At 32.8% G+C, this 3,382-nt stretch carries 3 protein-coding genes; 2 read left to right on the top strand and 1 reads right to left on the bottom strand.

Annotated elements, in window-relative coordinates; genetic code table 11:
* Positions 1-787, top strand: a 787-nt coding sequence (locus VK998_RS07690; protein WP_325227314.1) for an ATP-NAD kinase family protein, incomplete at its 5' end; no start/stop codon positions are given.
* A 136-nt stretch (positions 788-923) separates the two neighbouring features.
* Positions 924-2,381, top strand: coding sequence for a Na+/H+ antiporter NhaC family protein (locus VK998_RS07685; RefSeq protein WP_325227311.1), 1,458 nt, complete (start codon positions 924-926; stop codon positions 2,379-2,381).
* 36 nt (positions 2,382-2,417) lie between these two features.
* On the opposite strand, the gene VK998_RS07680 is transcribed toward VK998_RS07685, so the two are convergent.
* Positions 2,418-3,382 (bottom strand): alanine/ornithine racemase family PLP-dependent enzyme (locus tag VK998_RS07680; RefSeq protein ID WP_325227308.1); only part of this gene is annotated, 965 nt, incomplete at its 5' end.

Raw genomic sequence — 3,382 nt, 5'->3', positions numbered from 1 at the left:
ATTTGTGGGAGGTGATGGTACAGCTAGAGATGTATATGAAAGTGTAGGAAATAAGCAATTGGTCTTAGGGATTCCTGCTGGAGTTAAGATTCATTCACCAGTATATGCTAATACACCTGAAAAAGCAGGTGAGTTAGCTTTATTATACTTAACAGGAAAGAACATTGCTGTTAAAGAAGAAGAAATAGTTGATATTGATGAAGAAGCTTTTAGAAATGATATTGTTAGGACTCAGTTATTTGGATACTTAAAAGTACCAGTAAATAAAAGGTTTATGCAGAATAAGAAAGCACCAACCCCTTTAAGTGAAGAAGCAACCCAAAAGGCAATAGCTTTGGATATAGTAGATCATATGGAAAGAAATACTTGTTACATAATAGGACCTGGAACTACCACAAGGGCTATCATGCAAACTTTACAATTGCCATATACCTTATTGGGAGTAGATGTAGTTATGAATAATGAAATAATAAAAAAAGATGCCTCTGAAAAAGATTTACTAAACTATGTTAGCATATATCCAAGCAAGCTAATACTCACTCCTACAGGAGGACAAGGATATTTACTAGGTAGGGGAAATCAACAGATAAGCAACGATGTAGTAAAAAGAATTGGTAAGGAAAGCATCATTATAGTTTCAACGAATAGTAAAATAATAGAATTAAGAGGAAAACCTTTGCTGGTTTATACAGGAGATAGTAAGGTGGATGGGATGTTGAAAGGATATTATAAGGTGAAAGTTGGATATGGAATGGAGATAATGTATGTAGTTGAAGGGGAATGGTGAGGAGTGTAAAGATACATTAAATATTCCGAAATTTTCGAGAATTGCGAGGTGGTTTAATTGGGAAATAATATAAAAGTTATAAATTCCATTTATGTTTAAAAACGATTTAAAAAATTTTATAAGATAGGAGGATTATATGATTTTTCTTAAATTTTCACCAATAATTATTATGGTAGCTGCTTTGTTGTCAGGTATTGAAGTAAAAGTTGCTGCTTGTTTTGCAACTATATATGGTATTATAATAGCTATGCTTGTTGAAAAAAGGAAATTTAACGAAGTTACTAATATAGTTTATGAAGGTGTAGCTACTATAATAGAAGTATTTTTTATATTAATGTTTTCGTATGCTATGGCTGAGGTATTTATGGCTACTGGAGTAGGAGCTTCTATAATTAGGATTTCACTACGGTTGGGTCTTACAAGTAAATCAGTCGCATTAGTAGGATTCCTTGTTACGGCTGTCTTATCCATTGCAACAGGTACTTCATGGGGTACTTTTGCTGCATGTGCACCGATTTTCCTCTGGGCAAATCATATTGTAGGGGGAAGTGTTGCTCTTACTATGGCTTCTATAGTTGGAGGTTCTTGTTTTGGAGATAATATTGGTTTGATTTCTGATACTACTATAGTAAGTTCAGGGATACAGAAGGTAGACATAGTTGATAGAATAAGGCATCAAGGGGTATGGTCTATATTATGTTTAATTTTAGCGGCAATATTAATTTATTTTACTGCCGTTGGGATGCATTTTCCTGACAATGCTATTAGTGCAACAGAGGCAATTGAACAAATACCAGAGGATGCTTGGGTAACACTAGAGGCAGAGAGACCATCAGCTGTTGCCCTTTTAAATCAAGTTAAAGAAGGTGTTCCAGGATATATGGCAATTCCTTTAATCATTGTACTTGGCTTTGCATTTAAAGGACTACCTACAATTATATGTTTACTTTTAGGAATAATTTCAGCTTTCATATTAGGTCTTGGAGCTAAAACTATTGATTTTATGACTTTAAGTGAACTATTGTTTACAGGGTTTTCAGATGCAGGTAATCACTCTGTATCAATGATGCTATGGGCTGTTGCTTTTGGTACTGTTATGAATATGATGAATGCCTTCGAACCATTATCAAGATTTATATTAAGAATTTCAAGAAATGTCAGACAATTGATGTTCAATAATGGTTTACTATGTATATTTGGTAATTTAGCCTTAGCAGACGAGATGGCACAAATAGTAACAATTGGACCAATAATTAAAGATATGACTGATGAGAATGTAGAAGGTAGCGAAGAAGATATGTATAAATTACGCCTTAGAAATGCTACCTTATCTGATGCAATGGGTATTTATTCTGCTCAATTTGTACCATGGCATTGCTATGTTGTATATTTTATCACCATTGCGGGCTCTATATATCCACTTCATCAGTTTACCTTTGGTGATATTATAAGATATAATTATATGTCTATATTAGCCGTTGTATCTATACTTATTCTTACTTTAACTGGTACTGATAAGTTTATACCACTATTTGGCATTCCAAAAGAACCACAAGTAAAACTTAAAAAGAAGAGTAATGTTCCTATATCATAAAAATTTATAAAAATTAAAAGGCGAATTTTTCGCCTTTTAATTTTTTTCTATATATTTTGATGTTGTAAGATCTAACATACCACCATATGATACATTAAATTCAATTATAGCCCCTACTTGAATTTCTTGTTTGCAGTTTGTGACATCTAAAATCATATGGTCACTACTTGCGCCTAAAATTTCTATTGAACTATTTATAGGAGTAATGCCATCTAATCCACAATCTTGTTCACCTAAAGCAACAATTGCTCTTTTTCTATTGCCTTTATCTTCAAAATGGACTATTCTTCCAAAGGCATCTCTTCCAATTTTACCTATAGGATACGATGGTTTTACTTTTAATTCTACTACTTGGGTTCTAAGTATTATTGTGTTTTGTTCAGTACCGGGAATAGGTTTAAGGTTTTTAATATCGGTCCCAAGTAAAATTGCTTCACCTATACGTAATTGATTAATACCAGGTGCAATTCCTCCATTCTCTAATAATGATAAAGTAACAGTACTTCCTCCAGAAAGAGTTTTTACACTAATTCCAAATTTGTTTTCTATTTCTTTAGCGAGCTTCACTAGAATATTAGTATTTTGGTAGCTAGGTAATACACCGCCATAACAACCTACATTTGTACCTAGGCCTTCTAATTCAATATTAGGAAGTTTTAATATTTTTTCTGTAACTTCAATGACATTTTCAGGAAGAATACCTTCTCTCAAATCCCCCACATCAACCATTAATATAACCTTATGAACTTTATTTAAAAGGGTTGCTTTATTTGATAATTCTTTTATTACTATTAATTCTGAATTTAAACTACCATCAGCAAATTTTACTGTATCTTCTATTTCTGCCAACATTGGGATTCGAATAAGATAAATAGGTGCATCAATTCCGGCCTTTCGCATGTTTTTAATGTTCATTATTCTGGAATCTCCAAGCTTAGGAACACCTCCTTTTAACATTGCTTGAACTGCTGGTGTATAGGCACAAATTCCTTTTGTGATCC

Origin of the sequence: Schnuerera sp., from assembly GCF_035459645.1 — a bacterium.
Lineage (GTDB): Bacteria > Bacillota > Clostridia > Tissierellales > Tepidimicrobiaceae > Schnuerera.
Note: the sequence above shows the minus strand (reverse complement) of the source record. Positions and strands in the feature narration are given on the sequence as shown.

Bases quoted from the DNA above. Each gene is read 5' to 3' on its own strand.
- VK998_RS07685 (WP_325227311.1), top strand. From the start codon at position 924: ATGATTTTTCTTAAATTTTCACCAATAATTATTATGGTAGCTGCTTTG.